This window comes from Agriterribacter humi (assembly GCF_009192765.1).
GTDB classification, from domain to species: Bacteria; Bacteroidota; Bacteroidia; order Chitinophagales; family Chitinophagaceae; genus Agriterribacter; species Agriterribacter humi.
Genome location: NZ_VOHQ01000009.1, coordinates 1 through 13,401 on the forward strand (window position 1 = coordinate 1; position 13,401 = coordinate 13,401).

Genomic DNA, 13,401 nt, shown 5'->3' on the forward strand with positions numbered 1-13,401 from the left:
AAAAAGATAACCGATGCCCGCCTTTTGAATAGAATCAACAAAAAAGAAATCAGAATGAGGGCCTCGGCACCTCCCCAACTGCTCAAAATCGTCTCGAAAATAATCAGACCGCACTAAATCGGACAAGCCGGGTGCTTATTTTTGATATTTCTATTGTGTGTCTATGCTTCTATTGTGCCTATGTATTGAATTGCTTATACCACACATACACATCGGAGTAGTACATCATCACAAGTATCAATGCGCTTCCAGCCAGTTCTCCCCTTCTCCTGCTTCGGCAACAACCGGCACAGCATTGGGCAACAGCATAGCGGTTTGCATACATTCAATGATCAGTGCTTTTAATTCATTCGCTTCCTCTCTTACAGCATCAAAAATCAATTCATCATGTACCTGCAGGATCATTTTGCTCCGCATATTCTCCTTTTTTATTGCAGCATGCACTTTTTGCATGGCCAGTTTTATCATATCCGCCGCGCTGCCCTGGATAGGCGAATTGATGGCATTTCGCTCGGCAAATCCGCGCACTGTAAAATTGGATGAATTAATATCACGAAGCCAGCGCTTGCGTCCCATCAGCGTTTGTACATAGCCGTGCTCGCGGGCAAAATTGATGGTATCATCCATATATTTCGTGATCCCTGCAAACTGCTTTTTATAATTGTCTATGATCTCCTTTGCTTCCGTGCGGCTGATGCCCAGGTTATCAGCCAATCCAAATGCGCCCTGCCCGTAAATGATGCCAAAATTTACGCTCTTGGCTTTATACCGCTGTTCCTTTGTAACCGCTATTTCTTCAATGCTATATACTTTTGAGGCAGTAGCTGCATGAATGTCTTTGCCATTTCGGAATGCATCGCACATGGCAGGATCGCCGCTGATGGCAGCAACAATGCGCAGTTCAATTTGCGAATAATCGGCAGAGAGTAATATATGTTTATCATCACGCGGCACAAAAGCTTTCCGTATTTCTCTTCCCCTTGCTGTACGCACCGGTATATTTTGCAAATTGGGATTATTGCTCGCCAGCCTGCCGGTAACGGCCACTGCCTGCCCGTAGGTGGTATGTACCCTTCCCGTTTTACGGTTCACCATTTGGGGCAATGCATCCACATAGGTAGATTTTAATTTGGTCAGTTCGCGGTATGCTAAAATATCTTCCACAATTTTACTGGAGTGCGCCAATTTCAGCAACACATCCTCGCCTGTGGCATATTGCCCGGTTTTGGTTTTTTTCGCTTTAGGATCCAACTGTAGTTTTTCAAAAAGCACTTCTCCCAGTTGTTTGGGAGAGGACAGATTAAACCGTACCCCCGCCTGCTCATATACATTTCCTTCCGCCTGCTTCGCCTCTCTATCCAATTCCGCTGAATACTGGTTTAAAAAACCGGTGTCAATCCTTACCCCCTCAAACTCCATATCAGCAAGCACTTTTACCAGGGGATTTTCTACTTCATAAAAAACCTTCTCTACATCTTTTGCCTTCAGTTCAGGCAACAGGGCCAGCTTCAACTGCAATGTTATATCCGCATCTTCAGCAGCATATTCTTTTATCCTTTCCAGCTCCACATCGCGCATATTGCCCTGTTGCTTGCCTTTTTTGCCAATCAGTTCTTCTATATGTACCGGTTCATAGCCCAGATACTGCGCACTCAGCATATCCATACCGCGCTTGCCATCAGGTTCAATTACATAATGGGCCAGCATGGTATCAAAAAGCGCTCCCTGTATTTCTATGCCATACCATTTTAAAACCAGCATATCGAATTTAATATTCTGGCCAACCCAGGTAATATCTTTTTTAGTAAAAAGCGGTTTAAAGTGACTGAGGATTGCATTTGTTTTTTCCCGGTCAGGAGAACAGGGGATATAATAAGCTTCGCCCGGCTTCCATGAAAAACTCAACCCTACAAGTTCTGTATCATTGGCATCCAGTCCTGTTGTCTCTGTATCGAAACATATTTCTTTTTGCAACAATAATTTTGCTGCAAATGTTTTTAACTCCTCCTCTTCCGTAATGGCGGTATAGGTATGTGGCGTGTTATGAATATTTTTACCTTCAGGTAAGCTTGTTAACGCTGCATCTTCACCTGTTTGCTTTTTTTCGGGAAAGGTGCTTACCGAAACTTCCTGAACATTGGTATTCCCGAAAAGGTCGGTTTGCACCGCGGTGATAGTAACTTTTTCACCCGCATTCCTGGCGGCAAGGGGCAATGTTTCTCCAAATATTCTTTGGGCTATTGTACGAAACTCAAGGCTGGTAAACACTTCCATCAGCAGTTCGCGGTTCCAGTCCTTTAGTTTAAAGTCTTCATCATGAAAAGTAACGGGCACATTCGTAATAATGGTAGCCAATTTTTTACTCAGTATGGCGGAGTCTTTTCCGTTCCTTATTTTTTCTCCCAGCGCACCTTTTATTTTATCCGCATTTTCAAGTATATTTTCCAAGGTTCCGTACTCGGCCAATAGTTTAGCGGCGGTTTTTTCACCTACACCCGCAATACCCGGAATATTATCCACCGCATCGCCCATCAAACCCAATACGTCTATTACCTGTTCCACACTTTTAATGTTCCATTTGGCACATACTTCCTCCGGCCCCATTATTTCCACATCGCCGCCCTGGTAACCGGGTTTATAAATTTTTATTTTATCGCTTACCAACTGTCCGTAATCTTTATCCGGCGTTACCATAAATACATCATATCCTGCATTTGCAGCCTGTATGCTTAATGCGCCAATAATATCATCTGCTTCGTATCCGTCGAGTTCAATTACAGGAATATTAAACCCCTGTATAATGCGTTTAATATCGGGCAAAGCGCTCAACAGGTCTTCCGGCGCCTCCTGCCGGTTGGCTTTGTATTCCGCAAAATCGGTATGCCGTTCAGTAGGTGCATGCGTATCAAAGCACACGGCCATATGCGATGGTTTTTGATTGTTGATCAGTTCTACCAGTGTATTGGTAAACCCAAACTGGGCATTGGTATTACGCCCTTTTGAAGTAATGCGCGGATTGCGGATCAATGCATAATAAGCGCGAAAAACCAGCGCCATGGCATCCAGGAGAAATAGCTTTTTACTCATGCCGCTAAGGTAATTGTTTTGGATTTGAGATTTGAGATTTATGCAGGTTACAAGTTCCAGGTTGCAGGTCCAGGAAGATCCGTTTTAATGTGAGCTTATCGTTTGGGGCTATCAGCGATCAGCCTTCAGCTATCAGGTGAGTAACTACTAATGATAGGATAATATTCCTTCTGTACTGCTCATAGCTAATTGCTGATAGCTGACAGTCCTCGATTCTTAGTGCTTTACGGCTATCAGGGGAGTAACTACCAATGATAGGATAATATTCCTTCTTTGCTCTGCTCATAGCTGACCGCTGATGGCTGATGGCTCACCCCTAAAACCTTGTTCCCAAAAAATGAGGCAGCATTTTGCGCCAGGTGGGCCAGTCGTGGGTAATATCTTCACCCCATATATCCAGCTCATGCGGAATCCCTTTATCGTGCAGTACACCCGAAAACCTCCTGTTGGCCTGCGGATCTTCATAAGCGCCGCTGCCTGTTGCTATAATAATTTTCCCTGCTCTTATCCGGCTGAGATACCAGTCATCTGTAAGATTGGGAATATAGTGTATGGGTGAATTGTAGTAAACCTGCTCATCGTAATATCCCTTTGTATATTCTGTAAGATCATACACCCCGCTCATGGCTATAGCTCCGTTAATGAGGTCGGGACGTTTTAAAAACAAATTCATGGAATGCAGCGCGCCAAAAGATGCGCCACTTATGATCACCGGAGCATCCCACGACGTATGATTTTTAACAAAAGGTATTACTTCATTAAAAACATATTCATTAAACTGGTTGTGCCGTATTCCTTTATGTGCCCCTTCCATGTCATTATGTAACCAGCTTTCGTTATTGATACTATTTATAGAGAATACTTTTATTTTGCCCTGGTTAATAAAAGGCGCAATGGCATCAATCAATCCAAAACGTTCGTACTCTAAGTAATCTGCTCCGGCTGTTGGTACCAGCAATAAGGTGAAGCCGTAATGTCCGTATGCAGCTATTGGCATTTCTTTTCCAAGGGCATGACTAAACCAGGAAGTGAGCTCTTTCTTCATACGATTGGTATTGTGTTAGAAATGTAACTTCATTCGTAAAAATGTAATACTCAGCTTCCGAACTATTTTCCGCATTATTCCAGTACCCCCTCCTTTATTTCCGTCCACAGATCCCTGTAGCACTGCGCTGCATAACCCGACCGGGCATATGCTTCAACAGGCGCTTTGTGTATGCCCATTTTTTCCACGTCGGAAAGATAAGGGATATAGTTTCCAAAAAACCTTTTGTCTTTATATAATGTTTCCATGATCTCATTGTGCATATTCTTTCTCAGGTCAACCATGGTAAAAAAGCACATCATCTTAGAAAGATCAATACTCTTTTCTTTAAAATAATCCTTTACCATATTGTAGGTACGAATGGAAAGTGTGGTTGGAATAACGGGCATCAGTACAATATCGGCAGCATTAAAAATATTTTCAGATAATACGGAAAACCCCGGCGGACAGTCCATGAACACAAAATCATATGTTTTGTTTAATGGCTGAAGAATGGTTTTCAATCTTTTCTTTGACGACTTCATTTCTTCCGTGATCACATCAAAGCTTTTAGCGGAAAGATCGGCCGGAATAATATCTAAGTTCTCATAGTCCGTAGCCATAACCGCCTCTTCCAGGTCGGCATCTTTTTCAATTAATTTTTTGATGCCCCCTTTATGTTTGGGTTTGGACTGGTAATAAAAACTGGAGGATCCCTGCGGGTCAATATCCCAAAGCAGGGTTTTATAGCCATCCTGTGCGGCCAAATAAGCAAAATTTACGCAGGAGGCCGTTTTGCCCACACCTCCCTTTAAATTGTATAGTGCAATGGTAACCATACAATGAATATATAATTTTTTAGCTATTGATGGAAAGAGCGGAGGGAATTATTGCCTGTACTGCTATATTTCGCAACATTTTTTGCGGATAAAATACCCGGTATATTGAAATATCTATGCTAAATATCTTAGCTTAGCAATAATAAAGCGGTAAGGCAGGAAGCATGGCAGATGTGCATACCAAAGAAGTCAGGAGCTATAATATGAGCCAAATCCGGCCAAAAAACACAAGACCGGAGTTAGTAGTTCGTAAATATTTATTTGCAAAGGGGTTTAGATACAGACTGCACAGTAAAAATTTACCCGGCAGACCGGATATAGTGCTGCCAAAGTATAGAACCGTCATATTTGTTCATGGATGTTTTTGGCATGGACATGAAGGGTGTAAATATTTTGTAGTACCAAAAACCAAAACAGAATGGTGGTTAAACAAAATTGCCAGAAACAAACAACTGGTTCAACCGCTTATGAAGGCTGCTTAAATATACTTTTTGTCAAAAACAATTATAATGAAAAAAGCGGAATTTAATATAACTATTGAAGAACTTTCAGAGAGATACAAAAACTATCAGCATCAGGTTGAATTGAGAACTTTGGACAATTCCCCTTTTATTGTTTAAACAGATATTGGAGTTATTAAAATAACATCCATTTTCGAAGATAAAGAATAATAAATGCTGAATTACTACTTTAAAGACACGATAGAATCTTTTCTACTAAAAAGCACCGAAGAAATAATTGGTTTGATTACCATGGCAAATCAGTTTGATTCTACGTCTAATCAAAATAAATCATGGGAACAACAAATACCTATTCTGAAAAGTGCTCTTAACGGTTATAGCGGAACAATATTTTTCGAATTTTCTGTACCGAGAATGGGTAAGAGAATAGATTCTCTTGTAATTGTGGATAATGTTGTCTTTGTAATAGAATTTAAAGTTGGAGAAAACAGGTTTCTTTATTATCAAATTGAACAGGTTTGGGATTATGCACTTGACTTGAAAAATTTTCATAAACCGAGTCACAATTTAATATTAGCACCAGTACTAGTTGCAAGCGAATCAAAGAAATCTTTTATTGAAATTATAACAACATCGCATAATGACAATTTGATATTGCCGATAAAAACAAATAAGGAAGATTTAAAGGAGGCAATTAAAAGCACATTAATATTTTTTTCTGAGACAGAAATTATTAACGTTGATGAATATGCAAAAGGAAGTTATTCACCAACTCCAACCATTATAGAAGCAGCTATTTATCTTTTCAATAATCATTCTGTTGAAGAAATTACGAGAAGCGATGCTGCAGCAATAAACTTGACCACCACGACTTCTGCCATTTCTGAAATAATTGATTTTGCCAAGTTGAACAGGAAGAAAATAATATGTTTTGTCACAGGGGTCCCGGGTTCTGGAAAAACTCTTGTTGGATTAAAAGTTGCAACTTCTCATTTGGATGCAGAGAAAGGAAATGCCAGTGTCTATTTATCGGGGAATGGACCTTTAGTTGCAGTATTGCAAGAAGCTTTGACGAGAGATAAAGTTAGAAGAGAGCAGGAAATTGGAAATAAATTATCTAAAGGCAGAGCTAAAGAAAGTGTCAAGGCTTTTATACAAATTATCCATCATTACAGAGATGCTTATTTAGTGGATCCAAGCCCGCCTTATGATCACGTTGCAATTTTCGATGAAGCACAAAGGGCATGGGATAAGGAGCAAACGGTTAAATTCATGATGCAGAAAAAAAATCAACCGCAGTTTGATTACTCTGAACCAGAATTTCTTATTTCATGTCTCGACAGACATAAAGATTGGGCTGTCATAGTTTGCCTGGTAGGCGGAGGACAAGAAATAAATACAGGTGAAGCTGGAATATCGGAATGGTTAAAAGCTATTCATAATCGATTTCAAGAGTGGGAAGTTAATATTTCATCAAACCTAATCGATACAGAATACTCAGCAATTGATGCAATTAAAATATTGCAAGAAAAATGTAAGGTAAATTTTAATGATGCCTTGCATCTTTCAGTTTCAATGCGTTCATTCAGAGCGGAAAACCTTTCTTTATTCGTCAAAAACCTTTTAGACCTGAATATTGGAGAGGCGAAAAATATTCTACTAAACATTTCAGAAAACTACCCCATCGTTCTAACAAGAGATTTGACCAAAGCAAAAAAATGGTTAAAGGAAAAAGCAAGAGGAAGTGAGAGATATGGAATGATAGTTTCTTCGCAAGCACAACGATTAAAACCTTTTGCAATTGACGTTAAGTCTCCAATGAATCCAGTGAATTGGTTTTTAGATGATAAAGATGATGTTCGTTCTTCATTTTATTTGGAGGATGTTGCAACTGAATATAAGGTTCAGGGTCTTGAACTTGATTGGGTCTGCGTTACATGGGATGGAGATTTGAGATATTCGGAAAATGGCTGGAAGCCATTCTCGTTTTCAGGCAATAAATGGCAAAACATTCATAAAGAAGAACGAAAAAGGTACTTAGTTAATGCTTATAGAGTACTCTTAACAAGAGCCCGGCAAGGTATGGTAATTGTAGTTCCTGAAGGGAATATTGAAGACCACACAAGAAAAGCGGAATACTATGACCCAACATATAACTATTTAAAAACTCTTGGCATTAATACCCTATAAATTCAGAAGATATTTATAAGATTAAACCAGTATTCCGGAGGCATTGCGTATAATAGAATATTAGGAAAAAAGAACAGAACATTCGCACCGTTGTTAGTGTTTGTGAGAGCGGCTAAGTGAGCTGGCATCACCAACCCGTCCGATCTCTTTTGTTGTTGGTCTCTTATACACGGCACAAGAAGCCCATCACTCTTTTCCTGCACCTCATTCTTGCGCCAAAACATGGCTGACCGGGCAAAAGTAGTAGGCTTAAAAAGCAGGGCGAGTGAAATTTTGAATAAGAAAAGAAAATTGTCTATAGATATGATACGTCAGTTACACGACATGTTAGAGATACCTACCGATGTATTGATACAGGCTTATTGACAAAGCATAAACGCCCAACACCAGCCGCAAGGTTGCCAACCTTCAACACCTACTTATAAACTGAAGTTTGGCGGATATAATGAAATGAGGATTTGGCGGATAAATGGCAGATATAATGTTAAATATTGAATTGCACTGATTGCAACAGATCAAAAAACAAGCGCTTAGTCGTGAGGATCAGGAGCCTTTCTTCATCTCCTGCAGCTTCTTCTGCATCGTAAACATTTCATCCCGCAACCTGGCTGCTTCCATGAAGTCAAGGTCTCTTGCAGCCTTTTCCATTTCTTTTTTAATTTTTGTTATGGCTTTTTCCATTTGGGGAACAGTATGATAGATCTCCTGATCCTCCGCCGCTACGGTTACCAGGTCTTCATCCGGCGCCATAGCATAAGGCTTATTTACATCATATCCCTTAATGTCAAGCACCGATGTTTGCGCAAATACCTGCTCCTTTGATTTTTTTACTGTTGTTGGCGTAATATTGTGCTCAATGTTATAAGCGACCTGTTTTTCCCGGCGACGATCCGTTTCGTCAATCGTGCGCTGCATGCTTTCGGTCATCTTATCCGCATAAAAAATAACCAAACCATCCACATTTCTTGCTGCACGGCCTGCCGTTTGCGTCAGTGACTTTTCATTGCGTAAAAAGCCTTCTTTATCAGCATCCAGAATGGCCACCAGCGATACCTCCGGCAAATCCAGCCCTTCACGCAAAAGGTTAACGCCTACCAGCACATCAATTTCTCCAAGACGCAACTGCCGCAGTATCTCCACACGTTCCAGCGTATCTACCTCACTGTGTATGTATTTTGATTTGACATTAATGCGATGCAGGTATTTGTCCATTTCTTCGGCCATTCGTTTGGTTAAGGTAGTTACCAGTACCCGGTCACCCTTCGTTATTCTTTTATCTATTTCATCCAGCAAGTCGTCTATCTGGTTCACACTTGGCCGTATTTCTATAGGAGGATCAAGCAATCCTGTGGGCCGTACAACCTGTTCCACTACCACCCCGCCTGTTTTTTCCAGTTCATAATCCCCCGGCGTGGCAGATACATACACGGTTTGGTTCAGCATGGCATCAAACTCATGAAAGTTCAACGGGCGGTTATCCATTGCCGAAGGCAGGCGGAAACCATAATCAACCAGCACCAGCTTGCGGCTTCTGTCGCCGCCATACATACCACTGATCTGAGGTATGGTTTGATGGCTTTCATCAATTACACATAAAAAGTCTTTCGGAAAATAATCTATCAAACAGAAAGGCCTTGTGCCTGGCTCGCGGCGGTCGAAGAACCTGGAATAATTTTCTACCCCATTACAATAACCCAGCTCACGGATCATCTCCACATCATAATTTACCCTTTCGCTGATACGTTGCGCTTCTATGTATTTACCGGTGCTTTTAAAATACTCCACCTGCCTCGCCATTTCGTCCTGTATTTCATACAACACCTGTTGTAACTGGTCCTTTGGCGCCAGGTAAAGATTGGCGGGAAAAATAGCTGCATTTTCTACAGGGCTGATGCGTTTGCCACTATTGATTTCCAGGGTTTCGATCGTTTCAATTTCATCACCAAAAAAACTAATGCGGTAACCATAATCCATATAAGGCAGGTTAATATCAACGGTATCACCCTTTACCCTAAAGTTTCCACGGTTAAAATCGCCCTGGCTGCGGCTATACAGTGAATTAACCAATGCATGCAAAAATCCCTGGCGGCTGATCACCTGTCCCTTATGAATACGGATGATTCCATTGGCAAACTCAGCGGGATTACCAATACCATATATACAACTTACCGATGCCACTACAATAATATCCCGCCTGCCGCTTAACAACTGGGCAGTAGCCTGCAGGCGCAACTTGTCTAATTCTTCATTTATGGAAAGATCCTTTTCAATATAAGTATCACTAACAGGCATATACGCTTCGGGCTGGTAATAATCGTAATACGAAACAAAGTACCCTACCGCATTTTCAGGAAAGAACTGCTTAAACTCGCCATATAACTGTGCAACCAAAGTTTTGTTATGTGTAAGCACAAGGGTGGGCCGTTGCACATTCTGTATTACATTGGCCATGGTAAAGGTTTTACCGGAGCCCGTAACCCCCAGCAACACCTGGTGTTGCTCTCCTTCTGTTATTCCCTCGGTGAGCTGACGAATAGCTTCGGGCTGGTCGCCAGCGGGTGTATAGGATGAATGTAGTTTGAAAGACATAATATTTTATTCAGCAGAAAGGCTGATAATTTTTGCGGGTCTGTCCTCGTTCAGGTAAAAATTATCAAACCCGTTTTCAAATATTTCGTTTAGGTATTTCAGGGAGTAGGTCATTATTTTATCGGCGCCCTCCTGTGGGTCAATATTTTCCAAAGCATCTGTTCCATTTACTTCTTTATAGTCCCTCATACCCAACTGGAAAGAAGCTATTTCGGCTGTTTTGTTAAAATAAGCGCTATTGGATATCATTTGCTGATCCTCCAAAAATGGTTCACTATAATTTAATTTATCTTCACCGGCATCCAGGCTGATTATGTCTTTAACTCCAAATTTTTTAAAATGCACCATAAGAAAAGCCTCAAGGTCAACAGCATCATTAAATAAAGGAGATTCATCGTTCACTTCAACATCGTCATCTTCTTCGTCATTACCTAAAGCCGCATTATCAATAAGGTCAATCCCCAAAGACACCAATTGAAGAAGCAGCCTGTATTGTTTGTTGGTCAGTTCTATTTTTTGCATACTTAATTGTTTGTTGCCGATCAAATAATTGCACAAAGATAAGTTGATACTTATTTTCTGCCTCATACGGCTGTGGTTTATCTGAATTTTACCCAAACATATTCATCTATGATTTCGTTATTTTTAATCGCCGACTTTTTCTGCACACTTTCTAAGTGAAAGCCATTTCTTTCCAATACGTTCATGGAAGCTTTATTGTATTCAAATACTTTAGCGTAAATACGGCTGAGTACGGGAAAAGCTTCAAATATATATTCCATCATTTGCTTTACAGCTTCAGTTGCAACGCCTCTGCCCCAATAAGGTTCTCCTATCCAATAGCCCAGTTCTGCACTAATACGTGAGATATCGTCCTGTAATTCAAGACCTATGCATCCTGCAAGCTGCCCCTCAACCTCAATGGCCAATACAGGTGATGGATCCTGCTTTCTGCAATACTTTATAAATGCACTGGCATGTTGTATGGTATAAGGATGAGGCAGCCGGTCACGCACATTGTTCCATATCCTGATATTATTGGCCAATGCAGCCAATATAAAACGGTCTTTTTTTTGCCAGTGGCGTAAGGTCACCTGCATGAGCTTCTGCTTTATAACTTCCTTTTTATATAACTGCTGTAATCGGGAATCACAGCTTCATACACTTCGTGCATGAGCGGGGAAGTCATTAAAAAGTCGGAACTGGTTCTGTTGCTTGCCGCCGGAATATTCCAAACCACAGCAAGCCGAAGCAATGCTTTTACGTCGGGATCATGGGGCTGTGCTTCCATCGGATCCCAAAAAAAGATCAGTACATCAATTTCTCCTTTGGCGATCATCGCTCCAATTTGCTGGTCGCCACCTAACGGTCCGCTCAATACCTGTTTTACCGGTCTGTCCAGGCTTTCTTCCAGCAGCTTACCCGTGGTTCCTGTGGCAATTAGTTCATGGCGCGCCAATACTGTTTTGTTAAAATCCGCCCATTCAATAAGGTCTTTCTTTTTATGATCATGTGCCACTAATGCTATGCGTTTACGTGCGCCTAAAATGCGGGAGGTAGTCATGGAAATGTATTTAGTATGGAAAAGTAAAACCCTAAAAGCAATAAAAAAAGGCTTTGGATTATTTATTGAGCATGTTCACACAATAATAAGCCATATTTTTTAATGCATGGTTTTAGAGATGGCGTAAAAAAGCCGTTGAAAAATTAATCTCAACGGCCTGCCTTAATAACCGTCCATTATTAAAAAGGTAAATATTGTATTTATGCCAATTGCACTTCTTTGATCTTCTCCCTGATCCTGGCTTCAATTTCGTTTGCCAGTTCCGGGTTATCAATCAGTAATTGCTTTACTGCATCTCTGCCCTGTCCCAGCTTATCTGTATTATAACTATACCAGCTTCCGTTTTTTTGTATGATGCTCATTTCAACACCCATATCAATAATTTCACCTGCTTTAGAAATACCTTCACCATACACAATATCAAATTCAGCCGCACGGAAAGGAGGCGCCACTTTATTTTTTACCACTTTCACTTTTACACGGTTCCCTACAGCCTCATCGCCGTCTTTAATTTGCGCCATGCGCCTGATGTCTAACCGTACAGATGCGTAAAACTTTAAGGCATTACCGCCTGTGGTAGTTTCGGGGTTACCAAACATAACGCCGATCTTTTCCCTTAACTGGTTAATGAAAATACATACCGTATTGGTTTTGCTGATGGTAGCTGTTAGCTTACGCAAAGCCTGCGACATGAGTCTTGCCTGCATTCCCATTTTACTGTCTCCCATTTCTCCCTCCAGTTCGCTCTTAGGTACCAGCGCGGCTACAGAATCTATTACTACCACATCTAAGGCGCCGGAAAGGATCAGCCGGTCTGCAATCTCCAGTCCCTGTTCGCCATAATCCGGCTGGGAAATCAGCAGGTTGTCTATATCTACACCCAGTTTTTGCGCATAACCGCTGTCAAAAGCATGCTCAGCATCTATAATAGCGCATACACCTCCTTTTTTTTGCGCCTCCGCAATGATATGTATGGCAATGGTAGTTTTACCCGAAGATTCAGGCCCGTATATTTCAATAACCCGTCCTTTTGGCACACCACCAACGCCCAGGGCAACATCCAGTCCAATTGAACCCGTAGAAATCACTTCTATCTGCTGTACTCCCTTTTCATTCATCATCATCACACTCCCTTTACCATAGTCTTTTTCAATCTTATCCATGGTAAGTTTCAGCGCCTTTAATTTTTCATTGCTTGACATATTGTATGGGTTTTATATCCTCAAAATTAACTGTTGAACGTAAAGATATATATAAACTTATTAACACTAACATATTTAGCAAAAAAATACTAAAATTTTTTGTTTTGCCTCAATGACCTTTTAAAATCCGAAGCCGGAAGTCCGAAATCCGAAGCGAAATACAGCCGAAAAGAACCAGGAACCAAATCACAAGAAACAAACATGCCTAAAGGGCAGGCAGGCCTGTCCGCCGGGGCGGATAAATTTCAAGGCGAAGATTTAAATTTCGAAATCCGAAACGAAATGCAACCATAAACCACAAACGATAAACCACACATTAAAAATCCGAAGGAAGGGGTGTCAGCAATCAGCCAATAATGCTATCAGCAAAAGACGGAGTATGCATCCTATCATTAGTAATAACCCACCTGATACCTGATACCTGATACCCAATACCTGATACCAA

11 protein-coding genes are annotated in these 13,401 nt (G+C 41.0%); 3 read left to right on the forward strand and 8 right to left on the reverse strand.

Translation table 11 applies throughout. The features are described from left to right. Nucleotides 1–237: 237 nt before the first annotated feature. The 3 genes from polA to FRX45_RS15135 form a co-directional block, all read right to left on the reverse strand. The gene (gene polA / locus FRX45_RS15125; protein WP_152269290.1) at nt 238–3,087 is read right to left on the reverse strand and encodes a DNA polymerase I; all 2,850 of its coding nucleotides are present in this window, start codon (nt 3,085–3,087) and stop codon (nt 238–240) included. Nucleotides 3,088–3,403: 316 nt separating this feature from the next. Continuing rightward, the gene (locus FRX45_RS15130; RefSeq protein ID WP_152269291.1) at nt 3,404–4,132 is read right to left on the reverse strand and encodes an esterase family protein; all 729 of its coding nucleotides are present in this window, start codon (nt 4,130–4,132) and stop codon (nt 3,404–3,406) included. Nucleotides 4,133–4,206: 74 nt separating this feature from the next. Further along, nucleotides 4,207–4,950: a ParA family protein gene (locus tag FRX45_RS15135; protein ID WP_152269292.1), complete on the reverse strand. Its 744-nt coding sequence runs from the start codon at nt 4,948–4,950 to the stop codon at nt 4,207–4,209. A gap of 164 nt (nt 4,951–5,114) precedes the next feature. Here FRX45_RS15135 and FRX45_RS15140 point away from each other — a divergent pair, with 164 nt between their 5' ends. The 3 genes from FRX45_RS15140 (at nt 5,115) to FRX45_RS15150 (ending at nt 7,967) form a co-directional block, all read left to right on the forward strand. Then, nucleotides 5,115–5,432 (forward strand): very short patch repair endonuclease, encoded by a 318-nt coding sequence (locus FRX45_RS15140; RefSeq protein WP_152269293.1) that lies wholly within the window; start codon nt 5,115–5,117, stop codon nt 5,430–5,432. Nucleotides 5,433–5,624: 192 nt separating this feature from the next. After that, nucleotides 5,625–7,601 (forward strand): DUF2075 domain-containing protein, encoded by a 1,977-nt coding sequence (locus tag FRX45_RS15145; protein WP_152269294.1) that lies wholly within the window; start codon nt 5,625–5,627, stop codon nt 7,599–7,601. Nucleotides 7,602–7,823: 222 nt separating this feature from the next. Further along, complete coding sequence (locus FRX45_RS15150) at nt 7,824–7,967, forward strand: hypothetical protein (protein ID WP_226805399.1); 144 nt, start codon at nt 7,824–7,826, stop codon at nt 7,965–7,967. Nucleotides 7,968–8,144: 177 nt separating this feature from the next. Here FRX45_RS15150 and uvrB read toward each other — a convergent pair whose 3' ends face one another. The 5 genes from uvrB to recA form a co-directional block, all read right to left on the reverse strand. Further along, the gene (gene uvrB / locus FRX45_RS15155) at nt 8,145–10,190 is read right to left on the reverse strand and encodes an excinuclease ABC subunit UvrB (protein WP_152269295.1); all 2,046 of its coding nucleotides are present in this window, start codon (nt 10,188–10,190) and stop codon (nt 8,145–8,147) included. 6 nt (nt 10,191–10,196) lie between these two features. After that, complete coding sequence (locus tag FRX45_RS15160) at nt 10,197–10,778, reverse strand: hypothetical protein (protein ID WP_152269296.1); 582 nt, start codon at nt 10,776–10,778, stop codon at nt 10,197–10,199. Between the two features lie 11 nt (nt 10,779–10,789). After that, a complete protein-coding gene (locus FRX45_RS15165; RefSeq protein ID WP_152269297.1) occupies nt 10,790–11,290 on the reverse strand; it encodes a GNAT family N-acetyltransferase in 501 nt (166 codons plus the stop codon). A gap of 11 nt (nt 11,291–11,301) precedes the next feature. Beyond that, complete coding sequence (locus FRX45_RS15170) at nt 11,302–11,754, reverse strand: methylglyoxal synthase (protein WP_152269298.1); 453 nt, start codon at nt 11,752–11,754, stop codon at nt 11,302–11,304. A gap of 200 nt (nt 11,755–11,954) precedes the next feature. After that, nucleotides 11,955–12,956: a recombinase RecA gene (gene recA / locus FRX45_RS15175; protein ID WP_152269299.1), complete on the reverse strand. Its 1,002-nt coding sequence runs from the start codon at nt 12,954–12,956 to the stop codon at nt 11,955–11,957. Between the last annotated feature and the right edge of the window lie 445 nt (nt 12,957–13,401).

What these genes read in the sequence shown, in the direction of transcription:
- FRX45_RS15130 (WP_152269291.1), bottom strand. Translation starts at nt 4,132, where the DNA reads ATGAAGAAAGAGCTCACTTCCTGGTTTAGTCATGCCCTTGGAAAAGAA.
- FRX45_RS15170 (WP_152269298.1), bottom strand. Translation starts at nt 11,754, where the DNA reads ATGACTACCTCCCGCATTTTAGGCGCACGTAAACGCATAGCATTAGTG.
- FRX45_RS15135 (WP_152269292.1), bottom strand. Translation starts at nt 4,950, where the DNA reads ATGGTTACCATTGCACTATACAATTTAAAGGGAGGTGTGGGCAAAACG.
- uvrB (WP_152269295.1), bottom strand. Translation starts at nt 10,190, where the DNA reads ATGTCTTTCAAACTACATTCATCCTATACACCCGCTGGCGACCAGCCC.
- FRX45_RS15145 (WP_152269294.1), top strand. Translation starts at nt 5,625, where the DNA reads ATGCTGAATTACTACTTTAAAGACACGATAGAATCTTTTCTACTAAAA.
- recA (WP_152269299.1), bottom strand. Translation starts at nt 12,956, where the DNA reads ATGTCAAGCAATGAAAAATTAAAGGCGCTGAAACTTACCATGGATAAG.
- FRX45_RS15140 (WP_152269293.1), top strand. Translation starts at nt 5,115, where the DNA reads ATGGCAGATGTGCATACCAAAGAAGTCAGGAGCTATAATATGAGCCAA.
- FRX45_RS15165 (WP_152269297.1), bottom strand. Translation starts at nt 11,290, where the DNA reads ATGCAGGTGACCTTACGCCACTGGCAAAAAAAAGACCGTTTTATATTG.
- FRX45_RS15150 (WP_226805399.1), top strand. Translation starts at nt 7,824, where the DNA reads ATGGCTGACCGGGCAAAAGTAGTAGGCTTAAAAAGCAGGGCGAGTGAA.
- FRX45_RS15160 (WP_152269296.1), bottom strand. Translation starts at nt 10,778, where the DNA reads ATGAGGCAGAAAATAAGTATCAACTTATCTTTGTGCAATTATTTGATC.
- polA (WP_152269290.1), bottom strand. Translation starts at nt 3,087, where the DNA reads ATGAGTAAAAAGCTATTTCTCCTGGATGCCATGGCGCTGGTTTTTCGC.